Raw genomic sequence first — 15951 nt, forward strand, 5'->3', positions numbered from 1 at the left:
TGTAGCGCCGGGAGCGTGGGGTTTTTTTGTTGGTGATCCCACGTCTCTCGTTGAACTTGTTTTCTTGTCGGTCTATTAGCGTCGCCCCTGTGCGGGGCAGCACCTACTTTTCTTTGTCTTCCAAAGAAAAGTAGGCAAAAGAAAGGCGCGTCCTTGGGCGGACGGCAAAGGATGTTTCTGTCCGGCACGCTGCCAGCTTTTGCGCTGTTTTTAGGCTGCTTGGTTCTGTTCACGCTGGCTCATCATCACGATCAATAAGAGAAGGGGACACTATGAGTCTCGTCGAAGTAAAAGTGCCGGATATCGGTGACTTCAAGGACGTCGATGTCATCGAAGTCAATATCAAACCGGGCGATGTCATCGAGAACGAACAGGCGCTGATGACGCTCGAGTCCGATAAGGCCTCCATCGAAGTGCCGAGCGATACCGCCGGCACAGTCAAGGAAGTGCGCGTCAAAGCCGGCGATAAAGTCTCGCAAGGCACAGTCATCGCGCTGGTCGAAGCGTCGGCAGACGCGGCGCCGGCTAAGGCGCCTGAGAAAGCGCCCGCTCCAGCGGCGGCAGCATCTGCGCCTGCACCGGCGCCAAAAGCGGCCGCGCCCGCTCCGCAAGCCGGTAGCTTCTCCGGCAACGCGGATATCGAGTGCGACATGCTCGTGCTCGGTTCGGGCCCCGGCGGTTACTCGGCTGCGTTCCGCTCGGCCGACCTCGGCATGAAGACGGTGCTCGTCGAACGTTATGCAACGCTCGGCGGCGTCTGTCTGAATGTCGGCTGTATCCCGTCAAAGGCGCTGTTGCACACTGCCCTCGTCATCGACGAAGCAGAAGCGCTCGGCGCGCATGGCATCACGTTCGGCAAGCCGCAAATCGATCTGGACAAGCTGCGCGACTTCAAGTCGGGCGTCGTCAAGAAGCTCACCGGCGGTCTCGCCGGCATGGCCAAGATGCGTAAGGTCGAAGTCGTGACGGGTAACGGCACGTTCGTCGATCCGCATCACATGGAAGTGCAGACCGAAGGCGGCAAAAAGGTCGTCAAGTTCAAGCAGGCAATCATCGCCGCAGGCTCGGAAGCGGTGAAGCTGCCGTTCATTCCGGAAGATCCGCGTGTGGTCGATTCGACCGGCGCGCTCGAACTGCGTCAGATTCCGCAACGCATGCTCGTGATCGGCGGCGGCATCATCGGTCTCGAAATGGCGACGGTCTATGCCACGCTCGGCGCGCAAATCGATGTGGTCGAAATGCTCGACGGTCTGATGGCCGGCGCGGATCGCGATCTGGTCAAGGTCTGGGAGAAGTACAACAGCAAGCGTTTTGCGAACGTCATGCTGAAGACCAAAACCACCGCGGCGGAAGCGAAAGACGACGGTATCTACGTGTCGTTCGAAGGCGAAAAGGCCCCGGCCGAAGCGCAACGCTATGACCTCGTGCTGGTCGCCGTCGGCCGTACGCCGAATGGCAAGAAGATCGGCGCGGACAAGGCAGGCGTCGCGGTAACGGATCGCGGCTTCATCGACGTCGACAAGCAGATGCGCACCAACGTGCCGCACATTTTCGCGATCGGCGATATCGTTGGTCAGCCGATGCTCGCGCACAAAGCCGTGCACGAAGGCCACGTTGCCGCTGAAGTAGCGCACGGCGAGAAGGCGTACTTCGACGCGCTGCAGATTCCGTCGGTGGCCTACACCGATCCGGAAGTGGCGTGGGCGGGCAAGACGGAAGACCAGTTGAAGGCCGAGGGTATCAAGTACGGCAAGGCGGTATTCCCGTGGGCTGCTTCGGGTCGCGCAATTGCCAACGGCCGCGACGAAGGCTTCACCAAGCTGCTGTTCGACGAAGAAACGCATCGCGTGATCGGCGGCGGGATCGTCGGTCTGAACGCAGGCGATCTGATCAGCGAAGTCTGTCTCGCGATCGAAATGGGTGCGGATGCAACGGATATCGGTAAGACGATCCACCCGCATCCGACGCTTGGTGAATCGATCGGGATGGCCGCCGAGTTGTACGAAGGCGTCTGCACCGACTTGCCGCCGCAGAAAAAGAAGTAATGCCGCTGGGTCCGCCTGCATGCAGGTGGGCCCGAAGAAGCGGAGGCAAAAAAACGGCGCGCCCCGCAAAGGGCGCGCCGTTTTTTTGCAAGCAGCGTAGGGCGTTCGTTGTGAAGCGACGCATGAACCATGCGCCGCGCACTTTCAGGCAGCGGGAAAAAAAATCCCGGCCTTTCGCCGGGCAAACGATACGCCATTCAACGTATCGGAGCGTTCGGCCACGTAAAACCGTATGAGCGGCAACGGCACGACGCTGCTGCTTGCACGCTATAGCTGCAATCGCGCCGGCCCAGCCTGTGATGCGGGCCGGCGGGACATGCGGCTCGAGACTTAGACTGCCTTCTTGGCCGAGCGCGATGCTTGTGCAGCGGCTTGCGATGCTGCCTTCGATGCGGCCGTTGCGGCTGCATTGAAGTTGCTTTCGGCGATTTCAACAGCTTGCTTGGTTGCCTTGTGAACCGTTTCGTACGTGGTGTTGGCGGCGGTGATAGCCGACTTCAACACGGCGACAGCGGTTTCCGAACCGGCCGGGGCATTCTTCGCAACGTTTTCGACGAGCGACTGGACCTTGCGGTTTTGCTCTTCGAATTGGGCTTCAGCGACGCGGGTGAATTCACCTTGCGTTGCCGACACGATTTCATACACGTGACGGCCGTACGACAGCGCCTTCTCAGCCACCGGCTGTGCAAGGCTTGCTTGCAGTGCCAGCAATTCCTGCGCGTCCTTCACCGACAGTGCGCGTTGGGCATTTTCCTGGCTTTCCGCGAGCGTCGATTTCACGACTTGCAGGTTCAGTTCAACCAGCTTTTCGACGCCTTCAAATGCTTTGGTCGTCAGGCCGAACAGCGTTTCAAAGTTGGCTTTCTGGGCTGCAGCGAATTGCTCAGGGGTCAGCAGAGTCATGGTTTACGCTCCTGGATCGCGGCCTGTCTGTGCGGACCGCATTGGGTTGGTGGCGAGACGCTTTAAGATCGTCTCCCCGGACCGCGATGTTTTGTGCATCGCAGCAATGGTTCCCATTTTAGGATGGTCACAACGAATGTCAAGCGTTTTTTGTGCGTTGCACAATGTTGATAAATTGCTGATAAAACAATACCTTATGCAGTAAGCATGACATTCAGATGACGCAAGCTGATTTGTCCGTCGCACCGTGCTGGTGCGGGATGGATCTGCATTTGTTACCGATTTCAGGAGAAATTTCGACCCCTTGGCGAGGATCCGTCTTTGCTGGAAAGTAAGATCGGGTTTGACAAAAAGTCCATCAATTGGCCATCCCGATGTAAACCAGAAAGTGTCACGGAACGTTAATGCTCTATGCCGGTCGAATGCGCGTTGGCGGTCTCCAGTAGGTGTTTAACTGCCTGCAGCGAGGCCCTTGCGACGTTCCGGCGCGCCGGCAAGGCTTTGCATGCCTGCGCTCAGACCGTATTTCCCCTGATCAAGGTTGTCTCGAAATTGCCGTTATGCTGAAAGAATCACTCGATTCCGGCATGTGGCGGCAAAGGCGAGACGAAGCGCGCTGGCGATCGTTTTTTTCGATCGAAGCGCGGCACTTATTTGTGTTTTTGCGATCGGAGCTTACAAGCCGGTTTAAGGAGCGCGTATAAGTGCTTCAAATTGCTAATTTTTCGTTGTTTTACTACACTTGCGGAAACCTCTTGCCGCTCCCTACCGAACACCCATGAAAACCGACATGTTTTCGTCGCTAAAAGTGATCCACGGCGCGGCCCGCAGCACCGCTCTGTCGGTGGCCGCCTCCATGGTCATCGCAGCGGCGTTCGCCACGCCCGTCAGCGCTTTTGCCGCCACGGCCGATGCAACACCTGCAAAAACCTCCAAACACGCGAAAGCGGCCAAAAAGCCCACCGCAGCCACTGCCGACAAAGTGTCGAGCAAGAAGGCCGCCAAAGGCGCAGCGGTGAAAACCGTTGCCGCCGCGGGCGACGACGCGTCGCGCACGAGTGTCAAGCGCAAGCGCGTGACGTACACGTCGAACGGTCGCCACCACTCTGTGGTGCGCCGCGTCGCGTACGAACCGCGTCAGCCGACCGTCGGGCAGGCTTTCGGTCTGCACGACACGCCGGACGCGTTGATGCTGCGTTCAAGCGTTGCCTACGTGATCGATCAGAACACCGGCGAATCGCTGTTCGACAAGAATTCGCGCGCCGTGGTGCCCATCGCGTCGATTACCAAGCTGATGACCGCGATGGTGGTGCTGGACTCGAAGGCGCCGCTGACCGAGCAGATTGAAGTCACGGACGAAGACCGCGACTACATCAAGAACACCGGTTCGCGCCTCTCGGTCGGCTCGGTGCTCTCCCGTGAAGACATGCTGCACATCGCGCTGATGGCCTCGGAAAACCGCGCGGCTGCAGCGCTGTCGCGTTACTTCCCCGGCGGCCGCCCGGCCTTCCTCGTAGCGATGAACGCCAAGGCCAAGCAACTCGGCATGACGGACACGCATTTCGAAAGCCCGTCGGGTCTGACGAGCGAGAACGTGTCGAGCGCGCGCGACCTGGTGAAGATGGTCAACGCGGCCTATCAGTATCCGATGATCCGCCAGTTCTCGACCGATCATAGTTACGAGGTCTACACCGGCAAGCGTTCGATCGCCTATAACAGCACGAACGCGCTGGTGCGCAACCCGTCGTGGGACATCGGTCTGCAGAAGACCGGCTTCATCAACGAAGCGGGTGAGTGCCTCGTGATGCAGGCCACCATTCACGGCCGTCCGATGATCGTGGTGCTGCTCGATTCGTCGGGTAAATACTCGCGCTTTGCCGACGCAACGCGTCTGCGCACATGGCTCGACAACGGTGGCGATCAGGCGCGCATCACCAGCGCGGACGCTGGCGGCCCTGGCACCTGAAGCGCGCTAACCTGCTCAAGTGGCCGGTTTTCGGACCGGTCAGCAAAAAAGCCTCGCATTTGCGAGGCTTTTTTTATTGGCCGGAGGAGCGCGCAGCCGCCAGTTTATGCGTGCTGGGGATGTGAGTGCTGCTGCGGCGTCTGCGGGCGATAACCCAGCGACTCGGAAATCAGCAATGCCGTTTGGCTGAGCTGCCCCAGCCACGAGTCCTGCAAGCGATCTGCCGGGGCGGACAGCGACAGGCCTGCAACCAGCTTGCCGGTGTCGTCGTAAATCCCCGCTGCAATGCAGCGCACGCCCAGCTCCAGTTCTTCGTTGTCGCGCGCGCACGCCTGCTGCCGCACGTGTGACAGCTCGCGTTCGAGCTTGGTCAGATCGGTGATGCTGTTCTGTGTGTGACCGGACAGGCCGGTGCGCGTGGCGTAGGCCCGCACACGGGTCGATTCGTCGGCGGCCAGGAAGAGCTTGCCCACCGAGGTCAGATGCAGCGGCGCCCGTCCGCCAATCGCTCGCACCACCTGCATGCCGGAGCGCTCGGAGTAGGCGCGTTCTATATAGACGATCTCGTCGCCCTGGCGCACCGACAGGTTCACTGTCTGCCCGGTTTGACGGTGCAGTTCGCGCATCGGCGTAAGCGCCGCGTCGCGTACCGACAGCCGTGCCTTCACCAGATTGCCCAGTTCAAGCAGGCGCATACCGAGACGGTATGTGCCGGGATCCGACCGGTCGACCAGCCGGCACATCACCATGTCGTTCAGGATGCGGTGCGCGGTGGACGGGTGCAGCTCCGTGCGGATGGCGAGTTCTTTCAGGCTGACCGGGTCGCTATGCGCAGCGAGTGCGTCGAGCAAGCGCATCATGCGTTCGATCACCTGGATCGACGTTTTGGGATCCGGGTTCGTATCGCTCATGGGAGGAATCGGTTGACGCGTCAAACAGCGGAAATTGATTGTATCCCGTATTGTGAAAAGAAGGAAAGCACCTGGAAGGCCTATTCCAATTTAACGTGGGATTCGTCCTATGCCTTCCGGCCGTTGGTATTGTGCGGTAAGCAGCGGATAATCAGGGACGTTTTCCCGAAGGAGGGCTCATGCGAGTCGGATTGTTCGTCACCTGCCTGATCGACCTGATGCGTCCGGAGATCGGTTTTTCGGTCATCAAGCTGATCGAAGGCGCTGGTTTCGAGGTGATGGTGCCACCCGCGCAGACCTGCTGCGGGCAACCCGCGTACAACTCGGGCGAGCGGCGCATCGCGCGCGACCTGGCTGAGAAAACCTTGCGCGAGTTCGAACAGTTCGACTACGTCGTGGTGCCATCCGGTTCGTGCGGTGGCATGATCCGCGCGCACTACGGCGACCTGTTTGCCGACGATCCTGAGCTGATGAACCGCTTTGGCCGGGTACGGGCCAAAGTGTTCGAGCTGACGGATTTCCTTGTCAATGTGGCCAAGGTGCAATTGCAGCCGGGTGAGTTCGCGGGGCAGGTGACCTACCACGATTCCTGTTCGGGGCTGCGCGAACTCGGCGTCAAGGCGCAGCCGCGCGCGTTGCTGGCGCAGGTGGGCGTCGCGGTGACCGAAATGAAGGATTGCGAGCACTGCTGCGGTTTTGGCGGCACTTTCGCGATCAAGTACGGCGATATCTCGACGGCGATCGTCGACGAGAAATGCGCGAATATTGGCGCGAGCGGCGCCGGCACGGTCGTGCTCGGCGATCTCGGTTGCATGCTGAATATCGAAGGCCGCTTGCGGCGCACCGGCGATAGCACCACGCGCGTGTTGCACATTGCCCAGGTACTGGCCGGCGACGTTTAAGAGTCATCGCCGCGCCCAGCCGGGCGCACCTGGCTCGGCACAGTCCATTTCGTGCGCTTCACTCGTGCCCTACATCCGCGATTTTCACTGGCGCGTTTTACTCACGAATCTCACTCGCGTATCTCACTCGCGCATTTCACCCGAATACGCCCAAGGCCGCCATGCAAGTCCAATCGATGCATTTCAAGGCCCGTGCGGGCCAGAAACTCGCCGACCAGCGTCTGCAGCAGAACCTGACCAAGCTCTCGACCAAGTTCGTGTCGGCCCGCGCCGAGGCCATGACCGCGATCGATTTCCCCGCCACCCGCGCCGCGCTCAAGGAGCGCCGCAATCGCGCGCTGGACAATCTCGACGTCTGGCTCGAGACCTTCGAACGTGAAGCAACCCGGCGCGGCGTTACTGTCCTGTTTGCTGAGACGACGCAGGAGGCCGCGCGCCTCGTCGGCGATATTGCGCGGCGGCACGAGGTGAAGAAGGTGATCAAGACCAAGTCGATGGTCACCGAGGAAATGCGCCTGAACGAGGTGCTCGGGCAGATGGGCGTGCAGTCGATCGAAACCGATCTGGGTGAATACATTCTGCAGATCAACGATAACGAGCCGCCGAGCCACATCATCGCGCCGGTCGTCCATAAGGATAAGGACGAGATCGCCGACCTTTTCGCGAAAACGCACGACCGGCCGCGTCTGACCGAAATCACCGACATGACCCGTGAAGCGCGCGAGATGCTGCGTCCGCACTTCATGACCGCGGACATGGGCGTGACCGGCGGCAACTTCGTGGTGGCGGAAACGGGTTCGGTGGTGCTAGTCACGAACGAGGGCAACGAGGGCATGTGCACGGTGATGCCGCGCGTGCATGTGGCGGTGACGGGCATCGAGAAAGTGTTGCCCACGCTGGAAGATCTGGCGACGGCCATGCGTCTTTTGCCGCGCTCGGCAACCGGCCAGGCGACGTCGAACTATTTTTCCGTGCTGACCGGGCCGCGCGGCGTGGGCGATCAGGACGGCCCCGAGCATATGTACGTGGTGCTGGTCGACGGTGGGCGCACGGGGCTGATCGGCGGCGACTTCCAGGAGATGCTGCGCTGTATCCGTTGCGGCGCCTGCATGAACCACTGCCCGGTGTATCAGAAGGTGGGCGGTCACGCATACGGCTGGGTTTATCCGGGGCCGATGGGATCGGTGCTGACGCCGAGCTACGTCGGGATCGACAAAGCGCTGGATCTGCCTCAGGCGGCGACCTTGTGCGGCGAGTGCAACAGCGTATGTCCGGTGGGGATTCCGTTGTCCGATCTGCTGCGCAAGTTGCGCGAGAAGCAGGTCGAGCGCCGCCTGCGCCCGTGGCGTGAGCGGGCAGGGCTGGCGGTATGGGGGTTCCTCGCCCTGCACCCGGATGCCTATGCGCTTTTTACCAAGCTGGCGGTTCGCGTACTGGAAAGAATGGGCGGGCGAAATCGTTCGATTGCCAGGCTGCCGCTGGGCGGTGCGGGCTGGACCAATACGCGCGATATGCCGGCTCCGGTTGGCCGCACGTTCAGAGAGCTGTACGCCGCGCAGCGCAGCCATATTGGCTGAGCGGGCGGCACAGTCGTTGTAGATTGCGCGTCTGCGCCGTTCACTGGCGGATCAATGGTCCGACATCCCGGGCTGGCGGCCGTAGTTGCCTCTGGCCTGCGCATTACCTCCGTTGCCGCGCCCACCGCCATTACCCGCTTGCTGTGGCGGAGGTGGTGGGTTGCCTGCACCCGGTCTTGGCGCACTAGACCCACTCGGTCCCCTTGGGCCGCCCACCGAGCCTTGCGGCGGCGGGCCTCCGCGTGGGCCGGCGCCGTTCGGCTGACCATGCCAGCCGCCGTTATCGCTGCGGTTACCGTTGTTTCCATAGTTGCCGTTATTCGGCCGACCCCGATCCGGATATCCCGGGTAGCCGGGGTGGCCCCGATAGCCCGGCCCTGGTCCGTAATAGCGGCCGGGCCCGTCGTAATAACCTGGGCCCGAATAATTGCTGTAGCCCATGTAGACGTTGGTTTGCGGCACAACCGGCACGCCGGTGGCATAGCCGTCGTAGCCATCGTAGCCGGAGTAACCGCCGCCATAACCGTTGCCGACCATCGGCGTACCGTCCGGATAAACTGCGCAGCCGCCTAGCAACGCGGCGACCGTGAGGCCGACGAGTGGAGCAATACGTTTCATTGAGAAGACCAGTGCGAAGATTTCATGTCTGTAAGGCAACCATTATCGCTAACCGTCGCGCCAGCTTTGTATGTGTTTGTAAGGATTTCTTTTTTCCTGCCGTGACGCAGGTCAACGTCGTGCGCGGCAAAAGAGTCAACGCACTGTTCTATTAGCTCTATTCAGCGCAACGCTGTTTCTCGCTCCAGTGGGTTTTTCCCGATTGCGAATTTCTATAGGATTTCGACTGGGCATAGTGCGTCACGAGCTCACGAGCCCCTAATCGGAAGAAACGACATCATGAAAAAGATAATATCGGTGTACTGGCCCTTTGCCATCGTTGTGCCGCTTGCTGCGGCAGGCTATCTGCACATTTGCGGCGACGCCGCTTCGCGTGCCTCGCAAGCGCCGCTCGCGGCCGACCAACTGACCGCGGAATTGGCGCGTGCCGTCTCGTACGGCATGGTCGACAGCGCGACGACGTTGCCGGCCAAACCGATGCACGCCGTACCTGCAATGCCGCTGGCCGAAGCTTCTTAAGCGCGGCGGGATCGAATAGTGCACTGCGCTCCATCGCTTCAGTTGCAGGGGAATCCAGGGCAGGCTGAGGCGCGGGCGTGTGCGTGGCCGAACCTCGCCCTTGCAGGCGTGGCGCGGCGTGTATGGCCGAATCCGGGCGCGGGTCGAAGCGCGCGGCCTCCGGCGCGATCTGGTTCAACTTTGTATAATCGCGGCACCGTTTCCTAACTGCCGATCCACACGCGTTTGGCGCCCGAAAACCTCTGATGAAAACCGTGTCCGTCTGCTTTGTCTGCCTGGGGAACATCTGTCGTTCGCCGACCGCGGAAGGCGTGATGCGCCATCTGGTCGACGAGGCGAAGCTTGCGGAGCGCATTCTGATCGATTCCGCCGGCACGGGTGACTGGCACATCGGTCAGCCGCCTGACGACCGTGCGCAACAGGCGGCCGGCCGGCGAGGTTATGCGCTTGCCGCTTTGCGCGGGCGTCAGATCGCGGCAGCCGACTTCGAGCGTTTTGATCTGCTGATTGCGATGGACGACAAGAACGTTGCCGCACTGCGCCAGGTTTGTCCGGCGGAGCAGCGTGACAAAATCCGGCTGCTGATGGAATTTGTGCCTGAGGTGGATGCCCGCTGGGGCGGCGCCCGCGAAGTTGTCGATCCTTATTTCGGCGGCGCCGAAGGGTTCGAGCAGGTGCTGGATCAATGTGAAGCCGCCTGCCGCGGGCTGATCGCCGCGTTGCGTCCGCAGTTGCTGGCGTAAGTCCGGCCGCTCACTGGCGAGCTTCGGCCGGCTTATCCAGCAATTAAGCAAATGACCCAAATCACGGTAGGGATACTTGACTAATTCAGTCATGTATTTATACTTGACCAAACTTGTCGAGAATTGCGGTTCCCACACCATATGAGACTCACCACGAAAGGCCGTTTCGCCGTCACGGCGATGATTGACCTGGCACTGCGCCAGGAGCAGGGCCCGGTGACGCTTGCGGGTATCAGCCAGCGCCAACATATCTCCCTGTCTTATCTCGAGCAGCTGTTTGGCAAGCTGCGTCGTCACGAAATCGTCGAGTCCGTGCGCGGACCGGGCGGCGGCTACAATCTTGCCCGCCGCGCTGAAGACGTGACCGTCGCCGACATCATTATTGCGGTCGACGAGCCGCTCGATGCCACCCAATGCGGCGGCAAGGGCTCGTGCGAGGGCACCAAACAGCACGACGGCCACTGCATGACGCACGAATTGTGGTCGACGCTGAACCAGAAAATGGTCGAGTACCTGGATTCGGTTTCCCTGAAAGACCTGGTCGATCAGCAGCGTTCGCGCGAAGGTGCGCCGGCGGTGTTGCGTGACCGGCGTAACGAGGCGCCGGCGGTCGAACCCGCCCGCGTCGTGCCGAAAGGGCCTAATTCAGTTTTCAACATGGCCGGTTCCTAGGCGCGGCAATCTGAACGCACCGCAGCCTGATCAGGAACCCAGAAGCCAGAGCAATGACGTCCCCGGAGCAATTGATGAACAACGACACTCTCCACCTGCCCATTTACATGGACTACAGCGCGACGACGCCGATCGATCCGCGTGTGGTGGACAAGATGATTCCGTACCTGCGTGAGCAGTTCGGCAACCCCGCATCGCGCAGCCACTCGTATGGCTGGGCGGCGGAGCGTGCGGTCGAAGAGGCGCGCGAGAATGTCGCCGCGCTGGTGAATGCCGATCCGCGCGAAATCATCTGGACCTCGGGCGCAACGGAGTCGGACAACCTCGCGATCAAGGGTGCGGCGCACTTCTACAAGAGCAAGGGTAAGCACATCATCACGGTGAAGACCGAGCACAAGGCTGTGCTCGACACCTGCCGCGAACTCGAGCGCGAAGGCTTCGACGTCACGTATCTGGATGTGAAGGACGACGGTCTGATCGACCTCGAGAAGTTCAGGGCCGCGCTGCGCCAGGATACGATTCTGGTGTCGGTGATGTCGGTGAACAACGAGATCGGCGTGATCCAGGACATCGAGGCGATCGGTGAGATCACCCGTGAAAAGGGCATCATTTTCCACGTCGACGCGGCGCAAGCCACGGGCAAGATCGAGATCGACCTGCAAAAGCTGAAGGTCGACCTGATGTCGTTCTCGGCACACAAGACGTATGGTCCGAAGGGTATCGGCGCGTTGTACGTGCGCCGCAAGCCGCGTATCCGTATCGAAGCGCAGATGCACGGCGGCGGTCACGAGCGCGGCATGCGTTCGGGCACGCTGGCCACGCACCAGATCGTCGGCATGGGCGAAGCGTTCCGCATCGCACGCGAAGAAATGGCAACGGAAAACGAGCGCATTCGCATGCTGCGCGACCGTCTGCTGCGCGGCCTGCAGGACATGGAAGAAACCTATGTGAACGGCGACATGGAAAAGCGTGTGCCGCACAACCTGAACATCAGCTTCAACTTCGTCGAAGGCGAGTCGCTGATCATGGCGGTGAAGGACGTGGCGGTGTCGTCGGGCTCGGCGTGTACGTCGGCTTCGCTGGAACCGTCGTACGTGCTGCGCGCACTGGGCCGTAACGACGAACTGGCGCATAGCTCGATCCGCTTTACGGTCGGCCGTTTCACGACGGAGCAGGATGTCGATTACGTGATCAACCTGTTGAAGACCAAAATTTCGAAGCTGCGCGATCTGTCGCCGCTGTGGGAAATGCACCAGGACGGAATCGATATTTCGACGATCAAGTGGGCTGCGCACTGACCGCCAACGCTTAAGCGTCGCGCTTTGCGTCGCGCTTTTCGTCGAACACGCAACGAATGCAGGTTGATACGAAACAAGGAGTGTAATCATGTCTTACAGCGCAAAGGTTCTGGACCACTACGAAAATCCGCGCAACGTCGGTTCCTTCGAGAAAGACGACGATGCAGTCGGCACGGGCATGGTCGGCGCGCCGGCATGCGGCGACGTGATGAAGCTGCAGATCCGCGTGGGCGCGGACGGCATCATCGAAGACGCGAAGTTCAAGACGTACGGCTGCGGTTCGGCAATCGCGTCGAGCTCGCTCGTCACCGAATGGGTGAAGGGCAAGACGCTCGATCAGGCCATGTCGATCAAGAACACGCAGATCGCCGAAGAACTGGCGCTGCCGCCGGTGAAGATCCACTGCTCGATCCTCGCGGAAGACGCGATCAAGGCAGCGGTCGCCGATTACAAGCAACGCCACGGTGAAGCGGTCGTCGAAGGCGACAAGCAGCACGCGTAAGCGGCAGCTAAGTGCTCGTTTGAGTGCTCGTTTAAGTGAGTCGAAGCGGGCTGTGCAAGTAGAAAAGCACGGTCCGGCATGAGCGATATTTGATGCAGGCAGGGTAGCAGCGCGTTAGTAAGCACACGAGTGACGAACGCGCGCGGCGCAATGAGAAACGCTATGGCAATTACGTTGACCGAAAAGGCAGCACAGCACGTCCAGAAGTATCTGACTCGTCGCGGCAAGGGTGTCGGGCTGCGCGTGGGCGTGCGCACGACCGGTTGCTCGGGTTTGGCCTACAAGCTCGAGTACGTGGATGAACTCGCGCCCGAAGACGAAGTGTTCGATTGCAACGGCGTGAAGATCATTGTCGACCCGAAGAGCCTCGCCTATATCGACGGCACGGAACTCGACTTCGCACGCGAAGGGTTGAACGAAGGCTTCAAGTTCAACAACCCGAACGTGAAGGACGAGTGCGGTTGCGGCGAATCGTTCCGCGTGTAAATCGGCTCACTCCGCGTGCAGCGGATCAAAGGCGGCGCGTGCCGCCTTTTTAGTTTGATCCGCGCATCCGGGCCGGTGTCTTGCGGCCATCTTTGCCGTTGAATGCCTGCTGAGCGCTTTCGACCTGCGTAACCTGCGTTTTTAGCCTGCACTCCGGTGCGCTTTCCCGAACGGACTCCTTCTATCCGATGGTCTCGCTGAACGACAGCCACTTCGACCTGTTCGATCTGCCGGCGCAATTCGCGCTCGACGCATCGACACTCGATCACGCCTACCGCACCGTGCAGTCGCAAGTGCATCCGGACCGCTTCGCGGCGGCCGGCGACGCGCAAAAGCGCATCGCGATGCAATGGGCGACGCGCACGAACGAGGCCTATCAGACGCTGCGCGATCCGTTGAAGCGCGCGACGTATCTGTTGCACCTGCGCGGCATCGACGTCGGCGCGCATAACAATACGGCGATGGAGCCGGCGTTCCTGATGCAGCAGATGGAATGGCGCGAAGGTATCGAAGACGCGGCCGCGGCGAAGAACGTCGGCGCGCTCGACGCCTTGCTCGCCGAACTGCGCGACGAAGAGCGGAAGCGTTTCGACAAGCTCGGCGCGCTGCTCGACAGCGGCGCGAACCAGGCGGCGGGCGAGGCGGTGCGGCAATTGATGTTCATCGAGCGGGTGGCGTCGGAAATCAGCACGCAGATCGAGCGGCTCGAGAACTAGCGGTCCGGCGTCCCGGCACGCGTCGGCAGCGCGCATGAACAGGCGGCGATAGCAGCCGTAGCATTACATCCAGCAACGCGAAAATTCAGGACGGGGCCCAGCGGCCCCGAGAAGATCCAGATGGCCCTACTGCAAATCTCCGAACCCGGCATGGCGCCGGCGCCCCATCAGCGGCGCCTGGCGGTCGGTATCGATCTCGGCACCACCAACTCCCTCGTCGCCGCGGTGCGCAGCGGCGTGCCCGACGTGCTGCCCGATGAGGATGGCTATGCGCTGCTGCCGTCGGTGGTGCGCTACCTGGAAAAGGGCGGCCGCCGTATCGGCCGTACGGCCAAGGCGGAAGCCGCGACCGATCCGCGCAATACGATCGTGTCGGTCAAGCGCTTCATGGGCCGCGGCAAGGCGGAAGTGGAAGGCGCCGAGAACGCGCCGTACGATTTCGTCGACGCGCCCGGCATGGTGCAGATCCGTACCGTCGACGGTGTGAAGAGCCCGGTCGAAGTGTCGGCGGAAATCCTCGCGACGCTGCGCCAGCGTGCCGAAGACACGCTCGGCGACGAACTGGTCGGCGCGGTCATTACCGTGCCGGCGTATTTCGACGAAGCGCAGCGCCAGGCGACCAAGGACGCCGCGCGGCTGGCCGGTTTGAACGTGCTGCGTCTCCTGAACGAGCCGACCGCGGCTGCGATCGCCTACGGCCTCGATAACGGCTCCGAAGGCCTCTACGCGGTCTACGACCTGGGCGGCGGCACCTTCGATCTGTCGATTCTGAAGCTCACCAAGGGTGTGTTCGAAGTGCTCGCGGCGGGCGGCGATTCTGCGCTCGGCGGCGACGATTTCGACCACGCGCTGTATCGCCATGTGCTGGAGCAGGCAGGCATCGCGCCGCAAACGCTCGCACCGGAAGACGTCCGCCTGCTGCTCGACAGCGTACGCGTGACCAAGGAGGCTTTGTCCGACGCACCGGCTGCGACGGTGCAGGCCAAGCTCTCGAACGGCACTCAGATCGATCTGACGGTCGACGAGGCCACTTTCGAGGCCATCACTCAAGCGCTGGTTCAACGCACGCTTGGGCCGACGAAGAAAGCGCTGCGCGACGCCAAGGTTGTCACCAAGGACATCAAAGGCGTGGTGCTGGTTGGCGGCGCGACGCGCATGCCCGTGGTTCGCCGCGCGGTCGAGTCGCTCTTCGGCCAGCCGCCGCTCATCAATCTGGATCCGGATCAGGTTGTCGCGCTTGGCGCGGCGATCCAGGCCGATCTGCTCGCGGGCAACCGCGGCGCGGACGGTGACGACTGGCTGCTGCTCGACGTGATTCCGCTGTCGCTCGGTGTCGAAACGATGGGCGGTTTGACCGAGAAGATCATCCCGCGCAATTCGACGATTCCGGTCGCACGTGCGCAGGATTTCACGACCTTCAAGGACGGCCAGACGGCCATGGCGATCCACGTCGTGCAAGGCGAGCGCGAGCTCGTCAGCGATTGCCGTTCGCTCGCGCGTTTCGAACTGCGCGGTATCCCGCCGATGGCAGCCGGCGCGGCGCGGATTCGCGTCACGTATCAGGTCGACGCGGACGGCCTGCTGTCGGTGTTCGCGCGTGAACAGGGCTCGGGCGTGGAAGCGTCGGTGGTCGTCAAGCCATCCTACGGTCTCGCCGACGACGACATCGCCAGGATGCTCGAAGAGAGCTTCTCGACCGCGGAAGTCGACATGCGCGCTCGGGCGCTGCGCGAGGCGCAAGTCGAAGCGCGCCGTCTCGTCGAAGCGACGGACGCGGCGCTCGCCGCCGACGCCGAATTGCTCGACGACAGCGAACGCGCTGAACTCGACACGCTGCTCACCGCTTTGCGCAACATCGCCCAAAGCGACGAGGTTGACGCGATCGAAGCGGCGACCAAAACGCTGGCCGAAGGCACTGACGAGTTCGCCGCCCGCCGCATGAACAAGGGCATTCGCCGCGCGCTGGCCGGCCGTAAGCTCGACGAGATCTGAGCCTCGCGGCGTGGCCGCGCTCAGCGCGCCAGCCGGCAATGAATCGCGGCCCCCCCCGCCGAAAAAAAAACCCCCCCCCCCCGAAAAAATTAAGATGGCCT

General features: G+C 61.6%; 15 protein-coding genes. 12 read left to right on the forward strand and 3 right to left on the reverse strand.

All coding sequences use genetic code 11. From position 1 onward, the window contains the following. Positions 1 to 272 precede the first annotated feature (272 nt). Positions 273 to 2045: a dihydrolipoyl dehydrogenase gene (lpdA, locus tag PQQ96_RS23530; protein ID WP_408297140.1), complete on the forward strand. Its 1773-nt coding sequence runs from the start codon at positions 273 to 275 to the stop codon at positions 2043 to 2045. A gap of 330 nt (positions 2046 to 2375) precedes the next feature. On the opposite strand, the gene PQQ96_RS23535 is transcribed toward lpdA, so the two are convergent. Beyond that, positions 2376 to 2948, reverse strand: coding sequence for a phasin family protein (locus tag PQQ96_RS23535; RefSeq protein WP_054038013.1), 573 nt, complete (start codon positions 2946 to 2948; stop codon positions 2376 to 2378). A gap of 778 nt (positions 2949 to 3726) precedes the next feature. On the opposite strand from PQQ96_RS23535, the gene pbpG reads away from it, so the two are divergent. Beyond that, complete coding sequence (gene pbpG / locus PQQ96_RS23540; RefSeq protein WP_408297142.1) at positions 3727 to 4914, forward strand: D-alanyl-D-alanine endopeptidase; 1188 nt, start codon at positions 3727 to 3729, stop codon at positions 4912 to 4914. A gap of 104 nt (positions 4915 to 5018) precedes the next feature. Here pbpG and PQQ96_RS23545 read toward each other — a convergent pair whose 3' ends face one another. After that, positions 5019 to 5825: an IclR family transcriptional regulator gene (locus PQQ96_RS23545; RefSeq protein ID WP_159004609.1), complete on the reverse strand. Its 807-nt coding sequence runs from the start codon at positions 5823 to 5825 to the stop codon at positions 5019 to 5021. A gap of 179 nt (positions 5826 to 6004) precedes the next feature. Between PQQ96_RS23545 and PQQ96_RS23550 the strand changes: the two genes are divergently transcribed. After that, positions 6005 to 6727, forward strand: coding sequence for a (Fe-S)-binding protein (locus PQQ96_RS23550; protein WP_408297144.1), 723 nt, complete (start codon positions 6005 to 6007; stop codon positions 6725 to 6727). Positions 6728 to 6888: 161 nt separating this feature from the next. After that, positions 6889 to 8304, forward strand: a complete 1416-nt coding sequence (locus tag PQQ96_RS23555; RefSeq protein WP_408297146.1) for a lactate utilization protein B — start codon at positions 6889 to 6891, stop codon at positions 8302 to 8304. Positions 8305 to 8355: 51 nt separating this feature from the next. Here PQQ96_RS23555 and PQQ96_RS23560 read toward each other — a convergent pair whose 3' ends face one another. Further along, positions 8356 to 8922, reverse strand: coding sequence for a hypothetical protein (locus tag PQQ96_RS23560; protein WP_408297148.1), 567 nt, complete (start codon positions 8920 to 8922; stop codon positions 8356 to 8358). A 279-nt stretch (positions 8923 to 9201) separates the two neighbouring features. On the opposite strand from PQQ96_RS23560, the gene PQQ96_RS23565 reads away from it, so the two are divergent. The 8 genes from PQQ96_RS23565 to hscA all read left to right on the forward strand — a co-directional run bounded on the left by PQQ96_RS23565 (position 9202) and on the right by hscA (position 15850). Then, the gene (locus tag PQQ96_RS23565; RefSeq protein ID WP_408297149.1) at positions 9202 to 9441 is read left to right on the forward strand and encodes a hypothetical protein; all 240 of its coding nucleotides are present in this window, start codon (positions 9202 to 9204) and stop codon (positions 9439 to 9441) included. A gap of 245 nt (positions 9442 to 9686) precedes the next feature. Next, a complete protein-coding gene (locus tag PQQ96_RS23570; protein WP_408297151.1) occupies positions 9687 to 10184 on the forward strand; it encodes a low molecular weight protein-tyrosine-phosphatase in 498 nt (165 codons plus the stop codon). A 141-nt stretch (positions 10185 to 10325) separates the two neighbouring features. Next, on the forward strand, positions 10326 to 10856 hold the full coding sequence (iscR, locus tag PQQ96_RS23575) for a Fe-S cluster assembly transcriptional regulator IscR (protein ID WP_028199491.1): 531 nt from the start codon (positions 10326 to 10328) through the stop codon (positions 10854 to 10856). A 74-nt stretch (positions 10857 to 10930) separates the two neighbouring features. Next, the gene (locus PQQ96_RS23580) at positions 10931 to 12154 is read left to right on the forward strand and encodes an IscS subfamily cysteine desulfurase (RefSeq protein WP_408297153.1); all 1224 of its coding nucleotides are present in this window, start codon (positions 10931 to 10933) and stop codon (positions 12152 to 12154) included. A gap of 88 nt (positions 12155 to 12242) precedes the next feature. After that, on the forward strand, positions 12243 to 12656 hold the full coding sequence (gene iscU, locus PQQ96_RS23585; protein ID WP_097389708.1) for a Fe-S cluster assembly scaffold IscU: 414 nt from the start codon (positions 12243 to 12245) through the stop codon (positions 12654 to 12656). A gap of 162 nt (positions 12657 to 12818) precedes the next feature. Beyond that, positions 12819 to 13142, forward strand: a complete 324-nt coding sequence (gene iscA, locus PQQ96_RS23590) for an iron-sulfur cluster assembly protein IscA (RefSeq protein ID WP_028199494.1) — start codon at positions 12819 to 12821, stop codon at positions 13140 to 13142. A 188-nt stretch (positions 13143 to 13330) separates the two neighbouring features. Beyond that, complete coding sequence (gene hscB / locus PQQ96_RS23595) at positions 13331 to 13858, forward strand: Fe-S protein assembly co-chaperone HscB (RefSeq protein WP_408297155.1); 528 nt, start codon at positions 13331 to 13333, stop codon at positions 13856 to 13858. 120 nt (positions 13859 to 13978) lie between these two features. Next, complete coding sequence (hscA, locus tag PQQ96_RS23600) at positions 13979 to 15850, forward strand: Fe-S protein assembly chaperone HscA (protein ID WP_408297157.1); 1872 nt, start codon at positions 13979 to 13981, stop codon at positions 15848 to 15850. Positions 15851 to 15951 lie beyond the last annotated feature (101 nt).

Origin of the sequence: Paraburkholderia sediminicola (assembly GCF_046027825.1) — a bacterium.
Taxonomy (GTDB): Bacteria; Pseudomonadota; Gammaproteobacteria; order Burkholderiales; family Burkholderiaceae; genus Paraburkholderia; species Paraburkholderia sediminicola_D.

What these genes read in the sequence shown, in the direction of transcription:
- PQQ96_RS23565 (WP_408297149.1), top strand. Translation starts at nt 9,202, where the DNA reads ATGAAAAAGATAATATCGGTGTACTGGCCCTTTGCCATCGTTGTGCCG.
- PQQ96_RS23570 (WP_408297151.1), top strand. Translation starts at nt 9,687, where the DNA reads ATGAAAACCGTGTCCGTCTGCTTTGTCTGCCTGGGGAACATCTGTCGT.
- pbpG (WP_408297142.1), top strand. Translation starts at nt 3,727, where the DNA reads ATGAAAACCGACATGTTTTCGTCGCTAAAAGTGATCCACGGCGCGGCC.
- iscA (WP_028199494.1), top strand. Translation starts at nt 12,819, where the DNA reads ATGGCAATTACGTTGACCGAAAAGGCAGCACAGCACGTCCAGAAGTAT.
- PQQ96_RS23560 (WP_408297148.1), bottom strand. Translation starts at nt 8,922, where the DNA reads ATGAAACGTATTGCTCCACTCGTCGGCCTCACGGTCGCCGCGTTGCTA.
- iscR (WP_028199491.1), top strand. Translation starts at nt 10,326, where the DNA reads ATGAGACTCACCACGAAAGGCCGTTTCGCCGTCACGGCGATGATTGAC.
- hscB (WP_408297155.1), top strand. Translation starts at nt 13,331, where the DNA reads ATGGTCTCGCTGAACGACAGCCACTTCGACCTGTTCGATCTGCCGGCG.
- lpdA (WP_408297140.1), top strand. Translation starts at nt 273, where the DNA reads ATGAGTCTCGTCGAAGTAAAAGTGCCGGATATCGGTGACTTCAAGGAC.
- PQQ96_RS23550 (WP_408297144.1), top strand. Translation starts at nt 6,005, where the DNA reads ATGCGAGTCGGATTGTTCGTCACCTGCCTGATCGACCTGATGCGTCCG.
- PQQ96_RS23555 (WP_408297146.1), top strand. Translation starts at nt 6,889, where the DNA reads ATGCAAGTCCAATCGATGCATTTCAAGGCCCGTGCGGGCCAGAAACTC.
- PQQ96_RS23535 (WP_054038013.1), bottom strand. Translation starts at nt 2,948, where the DNA reads ATGACTCTGCTGACCCCTGAGCAATTCGCTGCAGCCCAGAAAGCCAAC.
- iscU (WP_097389708.1), top strand. Translation starts at nt 12,243, where the DNA reads ATGTCTTACAGCGCAAAGGTTCTGGACCACTACGAAAATCCGCGCAAC.
- hscA (WP_408297157.1), top strand. Translation starts at nt 13,979, where the DNA reads ATGGCCCTACTGCAAATCTCCGAACCCGGCATGGCGCCGGCGCCCCAT.
- PQQ96_RS23545 (WP_159004609.1), bottom strand. Translation starts at nt 5,825, where the DNA reads ATGAGCGATACGAACCCGGATCCCAAAACGTCGATCCAGGTGATCGAA.
- PQQ96_RS23580 (WP_408297153.1), top strand. Translation starts at nt 10,931, where the DNA reads ATGAACAACGACACTCTCCACCTGCCCATTTACATGGACTACAGCGCG.